Source organism: Acidobacteriota bacterium, from assembly GCA_016196065.1.
Lineage (GTDB): Bacteria > Acidobacteriota > Terriglobia > Terriglobales > Acidobacteriaceae > Acidiflorens.
Genome location: JACPYL010000008.1, coordinates 409,185 through 425,681, shown reverse-complemented (window position 1 = coordinate 425,681; position 16,497 = coordinate 409,185). Strand labels below are relative to the sequence as shown.

Below are 16,497 nucleotides of genomic sequence, written 5' to 3'. Positions count from 1 at the left end.
ACGTTACAGATTCGTTACTTTGCAACCAGTTCGCGCGCATTCTGCAGTACGTTATCGACCGTGAAGCCGAATTTCTTCATGACGTCCTTCAGGGGAGCCGAAGCGCCGAAAGTGTGCATCCCGATCACCCGGCCCTTGGTGCCGACATACTGCGACCACCCAAGCGCCGAACCGGCTTCGACAGCCAGCCGCGCCGTGACATCCGGCGGAAGCACTTGATCGCGGTAGCTCTGTTCCTGGCGATCGAAGATGTCCCATGAAGGCATGCTGACCACTCGAGCCTTGATGCCTTCCTGTTTCAACTTTTCGTAAGCGTCAACGCACAGGCTCAACTCGCTGCCGGTGCCGATCAGGATGACTTGCGGCTTGCCGCCTTCGGCGTCAGCGACAACGTACGCGCCTTTGGCCACGCCTGCCGCGGAGGCGTACTTCGTGCGGTCGAGAGTGGGCAGATTCTGCCGGCTCAACACGAGAACCGCTGGCCTGTGCTGCAGCTTCATGATCACCTTGTACGCTTCCACTACTTCGTTGGCGTCGCCCGGCCTCAGAACAGTCATGTCCGGAACTGCCCGCAAGGCGATCAGTTGCTCGATCGATTGGTGGGTCGGACCATCTTCGCCGAGGCCGATGGAATCGTGCGTGAAAATCCAGATCGCCGGTATCTCCATCAGAGCGGAGAGCCGCATCGCCGGCTTCATGTAGTCGGTGAAAATGAAAAACGTGGAACCGTAAGCGCGGACATTGCAGAGCGTCATGCCGTTCACGATTGCGCCCATCCCGTGTTCGCGAATACCAAAGTGGAAATTGCGGCCCTGATATTTGCCCGCTTCAAAATCCCCGGCACCGTCGAACGTCAGGCGAGTCTTCGTGCTCGGATACAGATCCGCCGCGCCACCCATCAGCCACGGAATATTCTTCGCCAGCGCATTCAGAACTTTGGACGAAGACTCGCGGCTTGCTGTTCCCTTGGCGTCCGCGGGAAAACTTGGCAGATCCTTGTCCCAGCCGCTCGGAAGTTGGTGCTGCTGCATTTGGCTGAGTTGGTTAGAGAGGTCGGGGAACTGCTCGCCGTATTTGTTGTACATCGTGGTCCACTGATCGCGCAGGTGTTTGCCGCGCTTGCCGATGCCGTCGCGGAAACACTCGCGGACTCCATCCGGAACCAGGAATTGTGCGTCTTCGGGCCAGCCATAGGCGCGCTTGGTCAACTTCACTTCTTCGTCGCCGAGGGCTTCGCCGTGCGCTTCTTTCGTGTCCTGCCGGTGGGGAGATCCAAAACCAATATGGCTGTCGACAATAATCAACTGCGGCCGATCCTGCACGCCGGTCGCGTGCTGGAAAGCTTTCGCAAGTTGTCCGAGATCGTTGGCATCGGTAACGTGGGTTACATCCCATCCATAACTCCTGAACCGTCCAGTCACATCCTCGCTGAACGCGAGATCAGTGTTTCCTTCGATCGTAATCTGGTTGTTGTCGTACACCCAACACAGGTTGGAGAGCTTCAAGTGACCGGCAACGGATGCTGCCTCGGAGGAGACACCCTCCATGAGGTCGCCGTCGCCGCAGAATACCCAGACGTTGTAGTTGAAGAGGTCGAATCCAGGACGATTGTAGTTCGCGCCCAGCCACCGGCCCGCGATCGCCATCCCGACGCTGGTCGCAACGCCCTGGCCCAGGGGGCCTGTAGTCGTTTCCACGCCAGTGGCAAAGCCGTATTCAGGATGTCCAGGAGTCTTGCTGCCGATCTGGCGAAACTGTTTCAGATCATCCAGGGAAATCGACAAGTCGGGCAGGACTTCGCCTTTCTTGTTTACGGACCGAACGCCCGCTAGATGCAGCATCGAGTACAGCAGCATCGAGGCATGTCCATTCGATAGCACGAAACGGTCGCGATTAGGCCAAAGCGGATCTTCCGGGTCATAGCGAAGGAACTGTTGCCAGAGGGTATAGGCGACTGGAGCGAGCGCCATCGGCGTCCCGGGATGTCCCGAGTTCGCCTTCTGCACGCCGTCCATCGAAAGTGTCCGGATGGTATTGATACTGAGCTGATCGAGCTTTGCATCGGTGGCTACAGCCTGATCGCTTACGGCCATCAAGTCCCCCTCTTCAGTCTTTGGGATCCCGGGATGTACGGATAATTAGATGAAGATCAGGGCATTTTGTTGCAGAGACCTGCCTTCATGGTTGAACTTCGATTTTACACCGGAGACAATCTGCGGGTTGTGGACTTTGCATCCCGGCAGCCCTCTTCGCAAGAACAAGATCACAATTTCGGAAAAAGGGCCCTATGTCAGGAATACTTTGTTCTGGGTGATCTTGTGGTGCAATGTAGAAGCCAACTGATCCACATCGCTGGCAGACAGGTTCACGACTCCGGGTTCGAGCAACGGCACGCGGTTGCTGCCCACCGCATCTCGCCGCACTTGGATGAGCAAAGCCTGCATCGCTTCCGCGTCATATTTCTGGGGAGTCATGCGAATCAGATCCTGCAGGGCGCTCCCGAGTGGCAATGGTTCCCGATAAGGACGCGCGCTGACCATCGCGTCGAAGGTATCGGCCAACGCGATGATGCGGACGGGTTGGGGCATCTCGTCCCGGTGGAGTCCGTCGGGGTATCCCGTTCCATCTCCGCGCTCGTGATGCCAGCGCACGATTTCGGGAATCTGCGGCCACGGGAATTGCACATTGCTGACAATCTGGTGGCCAACCACGGTGTGGTCAGCCATCTCGCGAAATTCCTCGGGATTCAGTGACGACGGTTTGCTGAACAGCCTTTTGTCGACCGCAACCTTTCCGATGTCGTGTAGATAACCCGCCGATCGCAGCGCTCCCACCTGCTCCGACTGCATCCCGAGTGCTTCTCCGATGGCTTGCGCGTATCGTCCCACCCGGAGCGAATGGCCGTGAATATTGACGTGCTTCACGTCGATGGCGCTGGCAAAGGCTTCGAGCGCGTTGTCGTAAAAACCATGCAGGGAAGCGAGCAGCCGCAAATTCTCGGACACCCTTTGCGCCAGAGTCTGGCTCAAGGAGTGATTCTGAATCGACAACGCCACGTAGTTACTGATCAAATGTAAGGCGTCGAGCGCGTCTTCTTCATAGGCCGCATCGCCCACTCGCCGGCCCAGCGCGATTGCTCCCACCAACCTTCCACGTACTTTGAGGGGGCAAATGCACTTGAATAATTCAGGAGCTACATTGCCATTCGAACTCAGGAAAACGTCATACGTGCTGCTGTTCAGTAGAACGGGTCCCGCCGCTGCGGCCAGGGTGTGAACATGACGGGGAAGAAGAGGGATCAGGGATGGTTCGGGAAGGAGCGCGAATCCTTGCGCACCGACTGAGGTGAGGAGAAAAGGTCGCTCGCCGAATGAGAATAGGACTGCCTCGCGCGCGCCCGCGGCCTCAATAATGGCCGTAAGCATGGTGCGCGCGGTCTGCCCGAAGTCGCGGTCCGCTGTCAGTTCCGGACCCAACTCGGCCAGTGCTTCCACGGTGCGTAACAGCTTTTTCAGATTGGTTCCCTGCAAGAACTCACGCGGAGCGCCAGCTGAGAAACCAGAGCGTTATCAGCGTAGCATGCGCGACACAGACCCTCGTGTTGGTTAGTTTGGTGCAGTAAAAATGCGCTTCCGGAAGCATCCAGACAATACAACTCCAGGCAGGTCTCCAGTGTTGTTGCCTCGGTAACGGTGGACCCGTTTTGTGTGCATCGTTGTGGAATGTATATTCGTTCGGATGCCTTACCGGACTGCACTTCTGGCCGCCGTCGCTTCGCTCGCGGGCGCTGTTCTCGTCTACTTCGGCAGCGGACTTCACCCTATTTGGTGGGTGATGTGGCTTGCTCCCGCGCCTGTCCTGATGGCGGCCCCGTCGCTTTCGCGATCCTCCAGTTTCGCCGTAGCCTTCCTTGCCTGGGGATTGGGCGGTCTGAACATGTGGCCGTACTTACGCGGGATCCTCGGCATTCCGCTCGGCATCGTGATTCTCGCTGTCGCCGGCCCTGCGCTGATTTTCGGACTGACAGTTCTCCTTCATCGGTCATTGTTGCTGAAAGGCAGATACTGGCTCGCCGCTCTCGCCGTACCCAGTTTCTGGGTGAGCTACGAATACCTGAACGCGGTTACCTCTCCGCACAGTACGTTTGGAAATCTGGCTTACTCGCAGATGAACTTTCTGCCGGTGATTCAGATCGCCTCACTCAGTGGAATCTGGGGCATCAGCTTTGTGATCTTTCTGTTTGCGGGGACTCTCGCCACTCTCCTCAACAAAAAAGTTAGTGCGAAGCAGCGGCGGAGCCTTGCGTGCGGAGTGGGCCTGATCCTGGGAGCCGTCTTCTTCTACGGAGCTTTGCGCTTGAGTAGTCGTCCTTCCTCGGATTCCACTGCGGCCGTCTTGCTCGTCGCGAAGGATGTCCCAGACAGCGCGTATCCCGGGCATGATGCGGAGGCACTGGCGTTGCTCCACGAGTATGTGGATGAACTTCGGCGGATCACGCCTCCAGGAACACAAGTGATTGTTCTTCCCGAAAAAATTGCGCGCGTCTCGGAAGGCGCCCGCCCGCAAGTCGACGAGATATTTTCCCGCGCAGCCGCGGATCTCCATTCCGGCATCGTCGTTGGCCTGGTGCGCCGTACTGCAAACGGGTCGTTCAATGAGTCCCGTTACTATTCTCCCGAAGGGAAGTTGCAGGCCAGCTATGACAAACACCACCTGATCCCAGGGCTCGAGCCAGAACTTCCCGGCTCCTCTCGAACGCTGGTGCCGCAACCCGCGGGCGCGTGGGGGCTGGAAATTTGCAAGGACATGGATTTCCCCGCTCTGAGCAGCGAGTACGGCCGTGACGGAGCGACATTGCTGCTTGTGCCTGCGTGGGATTTTCGCGTCGATGGATGGCTGCACGGCCGCATGGCCGTACTGCGCAGCGTGGAGAATGGGTTTGGGATCGCGCGATCCGCGCGCAACGGGCTCCTCACGATCAATGACAGTCGCGGCCGCATTCTAGCGGAAGCGGACAGTTCTTCTTCCACGTTTGCCATGGCAAGCGTGTCGCTCCCCACGATCCACGAATCTACGCTTTACCGTCGCCTCGGCGATTGGTTCGCATGGCTGAACCTCGCCGCCTTTTTCGGCATCCTACTTCTATCGCTTCGATCTTCTAAACAGAGTGCGAAACAGAGATAGACGTCTCTGCTTTACAAGACTTTACGTCGCATTGACGACTATTTACAGAACCCCGGCAACTTTGCGATCTGTCGTGCGCATCCAGTCAAGTGTTCACCAAAAACCTTCACTATCCAGGAGTTCCCGCGAATGCTTCGTCGTACGTGTGTACTTTTCGCCGCCGTCTTCACTCTTACTGCTCTCACCGCCTTCACCACTAGCTGCGGATCATCTTCCACTGGCGCCAAAGTTCGTCTGGTGAACGGCACACCTGACGAGGCCGGCCTCGACCTGCTGATCGACACCAAGAGCGCTGCAACCAGTGTTGCCTATGGCGCTTCCTCTTCGTACATCACCATTGCGACCGGGACTCGTGAGTTGCAGATCGAACCGACCGGCGCGACTAACCTTTTGGCGGATCGATCCGACAGTATCTCGGCCGGCACGAACTACACCTTGCTCTCCATGAACTTCTCCTTCGATCCGCAAAGCGTGTTACTGATCGATGACAACACTGCCCCCGACTCAGGCAATTTCAAGTTGCGCGTCATCAATGCGTCTCCAGGGATGGGTATCCAGGATGTCTACATCGTGCCGGACGGCACTGATATCAGTTCCGTCGATCCAACGTTTCCGGGATTGGCATTTCAAGGCGTCACGACTTACTCCGGCCTGGCGGCGGGAGACTATCACGTCATTTTCGCTGTGCCCGGGCAGAAATTTATCAATCTCGACAGCGGCAAGATCACGTTTGCCTCCCGTCAGATTCGCACAGCTTTGGGCCTGAACAATCCGGTTGGCGGTTTTGAGTTCACGATGTTGACCGACGCGAACTAAGAGAGTATTTCAACCGTCCCACTCCATCAATCCATGCCTTGCGCGGGCCCGTCCACCAAGGGCCCGCCTGCCTCTTCCTAAATCCCTGGGATTGACAGGCAAACGCTCCGTAGCCTTTTGAACGTAAGGAAAAAGAACTTCGTCCCCGCCTGGTTTGTCGCCAACAGCAAACCTGTTTTCGCCATCCGAGAAGGTACAGCCAAACGGAGTGCACAAGACTCCCGGCGACCCATAGGTAGATCGACCATCCACGGGCCGGTGCGACCGGTCATTTTGCAAACGATCCCCATTAGGGGCAAAACCATAAGGAGTTCGAATGATGTCCATGTATTCACGTTTTCTTTCCCTAGCCTTGAGCACGATCATTCTCGGTGCAGCTCTTTTTACTACTGGATGCGGCGACGACCATCGCTCACGATTGCGGGTTGTCCATGCCTCGCCGGATGCGCCCAACGTTGACGTCCTGGTGGACGGCAAGGCGGTTGTGACCAACGCAGCCTACGAGACTGCGTCCGCGTATTTGACTGTGGGTTCGGGTACTCGCCACGTTGAAGTGCGCGCCACGGGCGGAACTACCGATGTGATTGATGCCAAGCCGGTTTTCTCTGCCAACGGCGATTACACGTTGCTGGCGGTGAATACGCTGGCAAACATCGAACCACTGCTGCTCACCGATAACAACACCGCCCCTGCTGCGGGACAAGTCAAATTGCGATTGGTCCATGCGGCGCCCAGCGCGGGCCCGGTCGATATCTATGTCGAAGCCCCAGGAACGGATATCACTACTGTTACGCCAACGCTCACCAATGTGCCTTTCAAGGGTGTGTCGGACTATTTGAGCGTGGCTGCTGGCAGCTACGAAGTGTTTATCACGCCGACCGGATCGAAGACGATCGCGATCGACAGCGGAGCGTTGACACTTACGGCAGGTCAGATTCGCACTGCTGTAGCGCTCGACAAGCAGAACGGAGGAACGCCGCTGACGGCGATTGTCCTGTCCGATCTTAACTAGTTCGCAGAGTTAGAAAGCAGGCAGGTTTGAATCCCGGCCCTTCTTCTCGCACAACGGTTGCAGGAGAAGCGCTGGGATTTTTTCGCAGCGCGCGGCCTCGCATCTGCTGGATTAGACGCCCACCGGGAAAGGCTTGCTGTGCGCATCGGAACTGACCGACATGCCGCTGAAGCGGCCTTGCAGCAACGACATCAGGCCAGTACACCAGTAGCCCAGCACGAAGAGCAGGAGGAAGGGAACCGTGAAGTAGTTTTCGTTGTCGATCGCGTAATACACCGCTGCCGCGAAGTAGGTCCCAATCATTAGCTCGATCCAGGGAACCCATCCCAGGCGCTTGCGATATTTGCTGGCGCCGCCCACTTTGTCTTTCTTTGACTCCACACGATATTTAGGAGTGCGCGCAAATGCCGTTTGCTTGCCCGCCAGCGCTTCCAGAACCGCGCGCGTGTTGGTGATGGTCAAGCCAATCCCCAGAGCCATCAGAAGCGGCAGGAAGAGAAATGCGCGCAGCCACGTTTTCGGGAAAAGTTCCTTTTGTGAAACCAGATAGAAACTCGAAATTGAAAACGTCGATGCCATGAACAAGGGCAGATCGATATAAAGCATCTGAAACCAGCCCTGGTAGAAGCGGATGATCATGGCCGGCATCAACAGCACGGAAAGTACGATCATCAGCGGATAGCTGAGATTCGCGGTCAGGTGATACCACGCTTCGACCTTAACCGCCCGCGGCACATCGCTGGCGAATACCTTCGGCAGAATTTTCTTCGATACCTGGATCAATCCCTTTGCCCAGCGCGCCTGCTGCGTCTTGAAGGCAGTCATCTCTACCGGCAACTCGGCAGGACACTCCACGTCCTGTAGATAGAGAAATTTCCATCCCTTGAGCTGTGCCCGGTAAGAAAGATCGGTATCTTCCGTCAGTGTGTCGTGTTGCCAGCCTCCCGCTTCTTCTATGGCAACACGCCGCCACATGCCTGCCGTGCCGTTGAAGTTAAAGAAAACACCGCTGCGGGCGCGTCCGGAGTGCTCCAGCACAAAGTGGCCATCGAGCAGAATCGCTTCCACCTCGGTGAGCAACGAGTAGGTCCGGTTGATATGAGTCCAACGAGTTTGCACCATCCCGATCTTCGGATTCGTGAAGTGATGAATGCACTTCATCAGAAAATCTGTGGGAGGCACGAAGTCGGCGTCGAAGATCGCGACGAATTCACCCTTGGCAGTTTTCAGTCCTTCTTCAAGCGCGCCTGCTTTGTAACCGGCGCGATTTTCGCGGTGGAGGTAGTAAACAGGGTGTCCAAGCGCAGCATAACGCTCGACCAGTTCGCGCGCTACGGCGACGGTTTCGTCGGTTGAGTCGTCAAGCAGTTGTATGTCGAGCTTTTCGCGCGGGTAATCGAGTTTGCAGATCGCGTCCAGCAGGCGATCCACAACATACTGCTCATTGAAAATTGGCAGTTGCACTGTGACGCGCGGGAGTTCGTCGAAACGAGCGGCGGGTTCGGTCGTCTTGTTTTTCTTGTTTTTGTAATAAAGATAGACCAGCCAATAGCGATGCGCGCCGTACGCGGCCAGAATAATCAGAACGATGAAATAGGGAATGAGTAGCGCGAGATCAAATCCATTGATTTTGTAAAGTCCCTGAAAAGTCTTATCCAGAAAATGCTGCCGGATATATGGCAATACGCCCTTCGGCGCAAAAGCCAACACGATTGCAGCATTGGAGAGGATGACAGTCATGAATTCAGAAGGGTAGAGACGACCAGTCATTGTACCTGACAGCCGACAGCGGGTTTCCTGACACCTAAGACCTGCGACCCAGCCTATCGCCAGTCGTCGCCGACATCCGAGATTTTCAACTCGATCTTCTGCCTTGACGCTTCTTCGACCTTCAACGACACGCCATTCGATTCCTGAGATTTGAGAAATGCGGAATCGTAGAACAAGCCTTCATCCAAGTCCTGCCACGCGAAAACCATGTAGCTGCCCGGGGTGAGCCCTCGAATCGTGAAATGTCCGTTCTGATCCGTGGATCCGGTGCCGAAGTGTTCTGTAATTTTTCGATACTTCTCTTCCGGAACGGCCACAACATTTGCATTGGATGACGGATTGTCGTGATCCATGACAACGCCTTCGAGAATCCCACTTTTCGGACTTACTACCAGTTCTACGGAAGCAGGTCCCGTTAAACGAAAGCCCGCATCGTTGTGGCTGGCACCGATTCGGACGTACTTCAAATACAAGTCGCGCTCGCTGTCACAACTGAATTGCGCGACGTAGGCGCCAGGCATAACGCCCGTCCACTGAAAACTTCCGAAACGATCGACCTGCGCAGTCACGACACCGCCAGGGCTGGATGTTGACTCGTCGTCTTCCAGCGCGCGCAGATAGACCGAACATTGCGCAAGTTGCCGCGGAACTGGGGCGTCGAAACGGACGGCCCCGGCGATGGTGAAAGGCTGAACGGGAGTGAGTTTCAGTCCCTCTACGTCGGCTGCAACCACTGACACGCTCTCCCGGGCACTCAGTATTTGCCCTTCCGAGCCGGCGAAAACTGTAATCGAATACGATCCCGGCGCAACTCCTCGAATCTCAAATTGGCCATCGGCCGCCACGTCGGCTCCATTCATCGTCCGCCCCACTCCCTTGGACATCAGTTGCACCATGGGTTTCTGGTTGGCAGGAATACCCGTGACCATGCCACGAATGCGATACGTCCGTGCGGGAATCAGCGAGAAGTTCACCGGCATCTCGTCGCCCGCCCGCAGATCAATCGCCGCCGCCTGCGTGAAATCGTTGGTGCTCGGATAGTACGTGGTCAAATAGCTCAGATTCGGTTTGGGAGGATCATCTTTCTCTTTGGTACGAATGAAATTGCGGACGTCCGGTGGTGGAATCACCGCGACGTAATACTGACCCGGGAAGAGTCCCGAAAATCGGTACTCACCCCGATCGTTGGTGCGTTCTTCCCCTGCAATCTCTGGATCTCGCGTTTTGCCGGGACGCCTGCGCCAGAGTGTCACCCCGAAGGCCGGCAGTGAATCGCCGTCTTCATCGACGACCCGGCCAGTGACGACGGCCGCCGATACCATCTGGAAGAGCAAGTCGTTGATTTCCTGCCCCGTCCTTATGCTGAGGACCGAGCCGTCCGACTGCCGCCCGCGCAGATTGATGGGATGGAATCCAGTTTTCTCCAGCAGCATGCGGTAGCGTCCTGGCTGCACTTTCTCAAACTGAAAATGTCCCTCGGAGTCGGTGTCAGCAGTGTAGTTGCCGCCATCTTTTTGATCTTCCGCAATCAGGTGGAGCAAGACTTTCTTCAGTGGCTGGCTACCTGGTTCCTTGACGACCACGCCTGCCAACGTTGCGGTAGAAGTGTGAGTCGCGTCTTGCGCTCTTGCCTGAATCAACAGAATGAAGCCAACAAGGAAAATGAGAGCGAACGAGCGATTGATAGGGGTAAATCTCATCCCTGTGAGCGCAGATTTGAAAACGGAAACGAAAGTCGATGCTGTCGTTGGTTTTGGGTGGCGCAGCGGTTTACCGCTGCGATCACCGCTAAAAAATAAATAGGCTTTAGCCGCTGCGGTCGAGTGGTCGCAAGGAAGAGGCAATGTCAGTTACTCCTGCGCCCGAAAATTAGAAGAACCGCACAATGACGGGCCCTCAGGGCTGAAGCCCAAGCAGATAATGATCCCCATCGCAGCGCTGAAGCGCTGCGCCACCCAAAATCGACGCCCTGGTCAACTAATTCAGGAAATACTGCCGGTACAACGTATCCCGCTGCGCCGGACGGAATCCGGCATCGCGGATAATGCGGCGCAATTCTTCCTCCGTCGTGCAGTTCGTGACGCCTGCCGCCCGCACCACATTTTCTTCCAGCATCACGGAGCCGACATCATTGCCGCCAAAACGTAGGCCCATCTGGCAGACTTTCAATCCCTGCGTTACCCAACTCGATTGCACATTCAGAAAATTCGACAGATACAGCCGCGAGATCGCCAGAACTTTCAGATACTCCACCGCAGTGGCTTCCTCCCAGCGTCGTCCGCCCAGGGCCGTGTTGGCTGGTTGGAAACTCCACGGGATAAAAGCGGTGAATCCGCCCGTCTCTTCCTGGAGTTCATAAAGCTTCTGGAAATGATTGATGCGATGCTCCGCGGTTTCGCCAACGCCAAACATCATGGTGGCCGTCGTACGCATGCCGAGTTGATGTGCCGTGCGATGCACCAGCAGCCAATCCTCGGTCAGGCATTTCAGACGGGCAATCTTGTGCCGAACTTCATCGTCGAGAATTTCAGCTCCACCACCAGGGATGGAATCCAATCCGGCGTCACGCAGGCGGACGATTGTGTCGCGCACGTTGAGATCGCTGTATTCCGCGATCGCTAAAATCTCCGACGCGGAATAGCAATGCAGATGAATCTTTGGAAAGCGTTGCTTGATGCCGCTCAGCATTTTTTCGTGCCAATCGATTTTGAGGTCCGGATGCAGTCCACCCTGCATGAGAACGCCCGTGCCGCCCAGTTCCACCGTCTCCTGAATCTTGTCGTAGATGGTTTCGAAATCGAGGATGTAGCCTTCTTTGGAAGCGGGTCCCTTCAGTGGGCGGTAGAAAGCGCAGAACGTGCAGTACTCGGTGCAAAAATTCGTGTAATTGATATTGCGGTCGATGATGTAGGTGACCGTGCCCTCGGGATGAATCCGGCGGCGCACCGCATCGGCTTCCATGCCAATGCCGATCAGATCATCGGACTGAAACATCTCCAGAGCTTGCTGTTTGGTCAACGCCATCCTCTCACCCCTCAATCACCTCTATTTTAGCTGGTGATACGAGTTGGGTGCGAGTTTGCGTTATTTTCGTCGGAGGTGCCGTTTGAAAAGATTCGTAACAGGGCCGGGTCTTCAGGCCCGCCCAAGGATCGACCACTCGATCGGCTTCAGCGCCGGCGTTGCCCCCAGCGGCTAAAGCCGCGTCTCTGTTCCGGGCATTGCGGCATCGCTAAAGCGATGCCCTGATACGAATCCCCGCTACGCATCCCTGATGCCAATCCACGACAAACCCCTGATACGAATCAATGATGCGTCGCACTGCAGCACTGCGTTATTTTCTCCGCAAATACTGGTACAGCCCGAGCAGCGCGCCTAAAACTGCTGAAGCGATCAAAACGATCAGCACCGGCCAGTAGTACTTCGCGAAGAAACGCACGATGTGCGTTCCGTAGTGCGCTCCGAGATATCCCAGGATCGTGAATCGAATGCCGCGCCCAACCGCCAAAGCGCTCAGGAACTTCCTGGTGGGATATTGCATGGCTCCGGCGGCCAGAAGAATGGGAACAATCGGAAAGGGCGGCGGCAGGATTGCCGAGATTGCTACCGACGCGAATCCCCATCGCTCAAAAATCGCGTAGACCTTTTTGATTCTCTTCTGCGAGAACCTTTTCTCCAGCGTTGCCTTGCCGCCTCGTCGCGCCATCCGGTAAGTTAGAAAACCGCCAAGAACGGCTCCGTTCGTGGCCATCAGCGCATAGTAGATCCACCATTCGCGGTGGTGTGCCGCCAAAAGAATCGTGACCACGTCGGTGCTACCGGGCATGGGAACGAGCGAGTTGTCGGCGAGGCCCAGAAGAATCAAACCGGGACCGCCCAAGCCAATCAGCCATCGCAACGCGCTCTTGTGGGTGGCAAGCAGGACAACCGCGAACGATGGCATTTCCTTATTAAAACAGGATTGGAGCGAGGAAGTTGCGATGTGACAGCGCGGTAATGGGCTACTTCCGCTTAGAATCGTGATTCAAAATGGCACGCGAACTCTGCATATTCTTTTTGTGTGCGACGGTGGCCTTCCTCCTTGGGAAGGGTTACTACGAATCCTTCCGCAGTGGTGTCCTTACGGTCAAAGGCCACACCTCTCGCCGGGACAAGGAACCCATCAGCTACTGGATTGGCATGGCTGTAGGCACTCTCGTATTTCTTGTCATTGTGTCAGGGGCTGCAGTTATGGCGTTCCTAGTGGGCTTGAATCTATTCGGTACTTCAAAGTAGCCCACTACCGAAAGCGCACCGAACCTGGAGGATCCCTCGCCCCTGTGCCCGTCCTCTTAGGCTTCAGCCAACTTACGGCCCGACCGTACTCTGCACCTTGTTGTTCACACCGACGACCGTGCATAGCGCCTTACCGCCGCCTAGCGTGGTACACCCCGGGTTGCCGATTGAAGTCTGCCCGAGGCCGAGGTAACTGCTCCAGTTGCTCCCATTGAATTGCGTGATGTAAAAGCCACTGTCCGTCACGGCGATGACTCCGCAGATCATTTGTCCGGTTCCAATCACGGCACAACCGCCTTTGGAATACACGAACCCTCCTGCGAGCGATGACCATGTCGTCCATTGCGCCGCGACCCATGATCCCCCTAAGAATTGACTGCCGAAATAGTTCATGTCGGTCCCGCGGGCGAAGCACACTACATGGCTGCCGATGCCGAAGTTCGAGCAAACCGGCCCGTCGCTGGCGAGCCCCCCAATGTTGAGGAATCCGTCCCAGGCAGTTCCGTTGTAGCGGTTGACGATAATCTTTCCCGTCGTGTCCCGCATGGCGCAGACTGCTCGACCGGCATCGTCACCGCCACAACTCGGTTCGCTGGTGCTGGTCGCGGCCTGGTTATCGAAGGTGCTCCAGGCCGTTCCACTAAAGACGCTGGATGTGAGGCCGCCACTGGAACTGCGCGCAGCGCAGAGCACACGCCCAGCGCCCAGGCTGGCACAACTCGGGCCGCTCGCCAACAGGCCCTTGAGCTTCACCTCCGCGGACCACGTGGTGCCATTGAAGATGGTGTAGACCATCACGCCACTTGCGGCGCGCGCGGCGCAAATCACTTTCCCATTGCCGTCTGTTGCGCAACTGGGACCGGACGTCACCGTCCCGGCAAGCTTCGTCCAGCCCGACCAGGCGGTTCCATCAAATTGGTTGACCAGCAGACTGTTGGTGAAACCACGTGCCGAGCAGACTGCTTTTCCTCCGGGCATCGGCGCGCACGAGGGATCGGAATTCACCGTAGTGCTTCCCATCGAAGCGAATGGTCCCCATGCGGCGAGGGACGGTTGCGTTGCGAGACCAACCATCAACAGACAGCAACAAGCAAAGACGACGACCTTCATAAACGATTTTCTCCTCACAGAAATTCCCGTTCATACAATAGTGCGTATTCCGGGCGCCAATCGGCGATGTTTCGAAAATAAATATGCAACGATCATCCGGAGTGCAGCTAAATGGCAACTGTTTGCGCAATCCGCCCGAAACACGAACCGATGGCGGTCGTGGGACGAAGTTCATGGCGCATGGTCTGGGGAGAATGGAGAGGGGGCCAATTTTCCTAAACTGCAAATTCCAATTCCCGCACCGAAGGCAAGACGCCCTGTTCCGCCCCGTAGCGGTAGAAAAGCTGCAATCCCTCCAGGCACGGCGGATCGAGGTAGTAATGAATGTTATGTGTGAGATACCTCCGGATCACCGCGGCGGACAAATTCAGCCGCGGCCCCCACTCCTGCACAACATTCTCCAGATTCTCTGGACGCAAACCATGATCCCGCGATTTCTTGAATATATCGCCAATTGCAGGGGCGTCGCGTCCGGCAAGCGCTTCCCGGCGAATCGCCCAGAACGCAAACACGAATGACTTGCCCGTTCGCGCGATCCACTCCTCGGCCAGATCCAGCGTGACGTAACGCCCACGGTCAACTTGCAGGGCCGGGTCTCCAATGAGTAACCCGGCATCGCACGCGCTGAGCATTACGTCCAGATCGGGATCCATGGCCTTGTAGTCGCGCGCGCCGCCTAGCCACTTCGCGAACAGAATTTGAGTTAAGGCAACCGAGGTCATCGACGAAGTGTCGAGCGCCACCGTGCGTACTTTTTCGATAGGAACCTTGCTGACCAGCAGAATGGATCGCACCGGGTGGCGTGCCGCAATCGCGATTTCAGGAACAATGACCAGGCCGGGGATGGTGCTGTAGGCAGCGGCGGGAATGATCCCGATATCCGCCGTTCCTGAGTGCAGGGCCGCCGCACAGGCCGACGGCACCGTGTAGGAAATTTCGAAGTCAGCGCCCGCATCTCCATGCTCGAAATCCCACAGGAGCGGGGCCGTGTTCAGATAGGAAATCGCCGAAATCTTCAACCGGCTCATTGATTTACGAATTCTAACAAATATGGTGTGCGCGCCCTCACAGACAGCCGCTTGCCAAGCCCGTAGAGTCCACGCACCATGTCGAGCCCTGTCCTCAGTACGCCGAATTCCACGCTGCAACCGGCCGCCTACTGGTTGGCCCTCGCGCTGACGCCGCGCCTTGGTCCCACGCGTGTTCGGAAACTTGTTGAGCACTTTGGCAGCGCCGAACGCGTGTTTCAGGCCACCCTCACGGAACTGGAAGCGACTGGGATGCCCGTTGCCTCCGCGCAATCGTTGGCCACGGGGGACTCGATGGAACTGGCGCAGCAGGAGACTGCAAAGGCAGTCGCTTGCGGCGCGAAGATCATCGCTCTCGACGATCCTGCGTATCCAAGTCACCTGAAAGAAATCTACGATCCGCCGGTTGTACTTTTTGTGCGCGGCAGCGTCGAAGTGCTCTCGCTGGCGGGTATCGCGATGGTCGGCACGCGGCACCCAACGCCCTACGGACTTGGTATGGCCGAGCGATTATCCAAAGATCTGGCCGCCCGCGGACTGGTCATCATCAGTGGCATGGCGCGTGGCGTGGATACCGCCTCGCATCGCGGCGCAATCGCAGCGGGAGGAAAAACAGTTGCCGTATTTGGCACGGGCGTTGACGTGTTGTATCCCAAAGAAAATTCGCGCCTCGCGGAGCAGATCCTGAGCCTCGGAGGCGCACTGATTTCCGAGTTTCCGATCGGCACATTTGCCGCGCCTCAGAATTTTCCGATCCGCAACCGCATCATCAGCGGCATGTCGGTCGGCGTGCTGGTCGTCGAAGCTGCTGAATATAGCGGAACGCGGATCACCGCCCGCTGCGCGCTCGAACAGAACCGTGACGTGTATGCCGTCCCCGGCAACGTAACCAATAAAGGATCGTGGGGACCGAACACTTTGATTAAGCAGGGTGCCAAGTTGGTTGCAACCTGGGAAGACGTTTGGGAAGAACTACCTACGGACATTCAAGACACTCTCACCGCCGTCCGCGATGAATCTTCCGCCTCCGAAACCGCATCTCTATTCCCCGAAGACGACACCTCGCCGTATGAAAGGAAAATCCTTCGATTGTTGAAGCCAGACGAATCGACACACATTGACGAGATCGTCGAGACCCTGGAAAGCGAAGTCTCCTCTTCAGAAATCTTCGCCGCACTTTTTGAGCTGGAACTAAGCGGGAAAATCCGGCAGTTGCCGGGAAAGAATTTTGTGAAGAGCTTTTAGCTGCGGGCTGCTAGCTACTAGCTTCTGACCTCTAGCAAACAGCTACTCGAACGGAGG

At 56.7% G+C, this 16,497-nt stretch carries 12 protein-coding genes; 4 read left to right on the top strand and 8 right to left on the bottom strand.

Annotated elements, in window-relative coordinates; genetic code table 11:
• Window positions 1-14 precede the first annotated feature (14 nt).
• Together tkt and HY010_02865 are read right to left on the bottom strand one after the other, a co-directional pair.
• Entirely contained in the window at window positions 15-2,093 is a 2,079-nt protein-coding gene (gene tkt, locus HY010_02870) for a transketolase (GenBank protein ID MBI3474648.1), read from the bottom strand.
• 192 nt (window positions 2,094-2,285) lie between these two features.
• On the bottom strand, window positions 2,286-3,530 hold the full coding sequence (locus tag HY010_02865; GenBank protein MBI3474647.1) for an HD domain-containing protein: 1,245 nt from the start codon (window positions 3,528-3,530) through the stop codon (window positions 2,286-2,288).
• A 208-nt stretch (window positions 3,531-3,738) separates the two neighbouring features.
• Between HY010_02865 and HY010_02860 the strand changes: the two genes are divergently transcribed.
• The 3 genes from HY010_02860 (at window position 3,739) to HY010_02850 (ending at window position 7,012) form a co-directional block, all read left to right on the top strand.
• Window positions 3,739-5,184 carry an apolipoprotein N-acyltransferase gene (locus tag HY010_02860; protein ID MBI3474646.1) on the top strand — a complete coding sequence of 482 codons (1,446 nt, stop codon included), beginning with the start codon at window positions 3,739-3,741 and terminating at the stop codon, window positions 5,182-5,184.
• Between the two features lie 129 nt (window positions 5,185-5,313).
• On the top strand, window positions 5,314-6,000 hold the full coding sequence (locus HY010_02855; GenBank protein MBI3474645.1) for a DUF4397 domain-containing protein: 687 nt from the start codon (window positions 5,314-5,316) through the stop codon (window positions 5,998-6,000).
• Between the two features lie 316 nt (window positions 6,001-6,316).
• Entirely contained in the window at window positions 6,317-7,012 is a 696-nt protein-coding gene (locus HY010_02850; protein MBI3474644.1) for a DUF4397 domain-containing protein, read from the top strand.
• Between the two features lie 111 nt (window positions 7,013-7,123).
• Here HY010_02850 and HY010_02845 read toward each other — a convergent pair whose 3' ends face one another.
• The 6 genes from HY010_02845 to HY010_02820 form a co-directional block, all read right to left on the bottom strand.
• The gene (locus HY010_02845; GenBank protein MBI3474643.1) at window positions 7,124-8,752 is read right to left on the bottom strand and encodes a glycosyltransferase; all 1,629 of its coding nucleotides are present in this window, start codon (window positions 8,750-8,752) and stop codon (window positions 7,124-7,126) included.
• 83 nt (window positions 8,753-8,835) lie between these two features.
• Entirely contained in the window at window positions 8,836-10,482 is a 1,647-nt protein-coding gene (locus HY010_02840; GenBank protein ID MBI3474642.1) for a carboxypeptidase regulatory-like domain-containing protein, read from the bottom strand.
• A gap of 277 nt (window positions 10,483-10,759) precedes the next feature.
• On the bottom strand, window positions 10,760-11,806 hold the full coding sequence (gene mqnC / locus HY010_02835; protein ID MBI3474641.1) for a dehypoxanthine futalosine cyclase: 1,047 nt from the start codon (window positions 11,804-11,806) through the stop codon (window positions 10,760-10,762).
• Window positions 11,807-12,116: 310 nt separating this feature from the next.
• Window positions 12,117-12,725, bottom strand: coding sequence for a VTT domain-containing protein (locus HY010_02830; GenBank protein ID MBI3474640.1), 609 nt, complete (start codon window positions 12,723-12,725; stop codon window positions 12,117-12,119).
• A gap of 404 nt (window positions 12,726-13,129) precedes the next feature.
• Complete coding sequence (locus HY010_02825; GenBank protein MBI3474639.1) at window positions 13,130-14,167, bottom strand: hypothetical protein; 1,038 nt, start codon at window positions 14,165-14,167, stop codon at window positions 13,130-13,132.
• Between the two features lie 215 nt (window positions 14,168-14,382).
• Window positions 14,383-15,195 (bottom strand): menaquinone biosynthesis protein, encoded by an 813-nt coding sequence (locus tag HY010_02820; GenBank protein ID MBI3474638.1) that lies wholly within the window; start codon window positions 15,193-15,195, stop codon window positions 14,383-14,385.
• 78 nt (window positions 15,196-15,273) lie between these two features.
• Here HY010_02820 and dprA point away from each other — a divergent pair, with 78 nt between their 5' ends.
• Window positions 15,274-16,440: a DNA-protecting protein DprA gene (gene dprA, locus HY010_02815; protein ID MBI3474637.1), complete on the top strand. Its 1,167-nt coding sequence runs from the start codon at window positions 15,274-15,276 to the stop codon at window positions 16,438-16,440.
• The last annotated feature ends 57 nt before the right edge of the window (window positions 16,441-16,497 follow it).